This is a genomic window from Arthrobacter sp. 10T425, from assembly GCF_056393985.1.
On record NZ_JBFTGZ010000049.1, the window covers coordinates 1 to 566 of the forward strand.

General features: G+C 60.6%; 1 protein-coding gene. It reads left to right on the top strand.

What is annotated here, in order from left to right; translation table 11 throughout:
* A partial coding sequence (locus tag AC1DDH_RS20450) for a hypothetical protein (RefSeq protein WP_476956206.1) occupies positions 1–205 on the top strand: 205 nt, incomplete at its 5' end.
* Positions 206–566 lie beyond the last annotated feature (361 nt).

The following is a 566-nucleotide window of genomic DNA, read 5'->3' on the forward strand; positions in this document are numbered from 1 at the left end:
GACCATGACAAGCCAAATAACCTGGATGCAGCGCCTCGCCGTTGCCCCCGACCACATCCCCGCACCGGCGCCCCCAACGCACCCTGACATCGCGGAGGCCCTCGTGAGCGAACAGGAAAGCCTGCTGCTGATGTACGGCTGGATTGTCCTTGCCGTCCTGAATCTGATTTTGATTACCGTCGCGTTCCTCCAGTACGCCGACTGAGCGCCCGGCACACCGACCGCATTCGTCCCTGGGTTTTCTCGCCTAGGCAATTTGTGGAGCCACTTCATCCTTTGGTTTGCCTGCGGCATTCCGGGCCTCCGGCATGTCGTGCGAAAACGAAACTGGCTCCGCAAGACGCAATTGCCGCAATCCTTCCTCCTTTACGCTCGGGCCATCACAAGGCATCGAACTCTTTAAGGCAGGAGACCCAGTCATGGCCTTCAAATCAAAGCCCCGCATCGAACCCTATGCCCACGCCGCCGCCGGCTGGGGCGCGCTGAAGTATGTCGCCATCAACCTCATCAAGGAACGCGTGCCGGGCCGTGACTACGCGATGCTGTTCCGCCAGAACCAGCCAGAC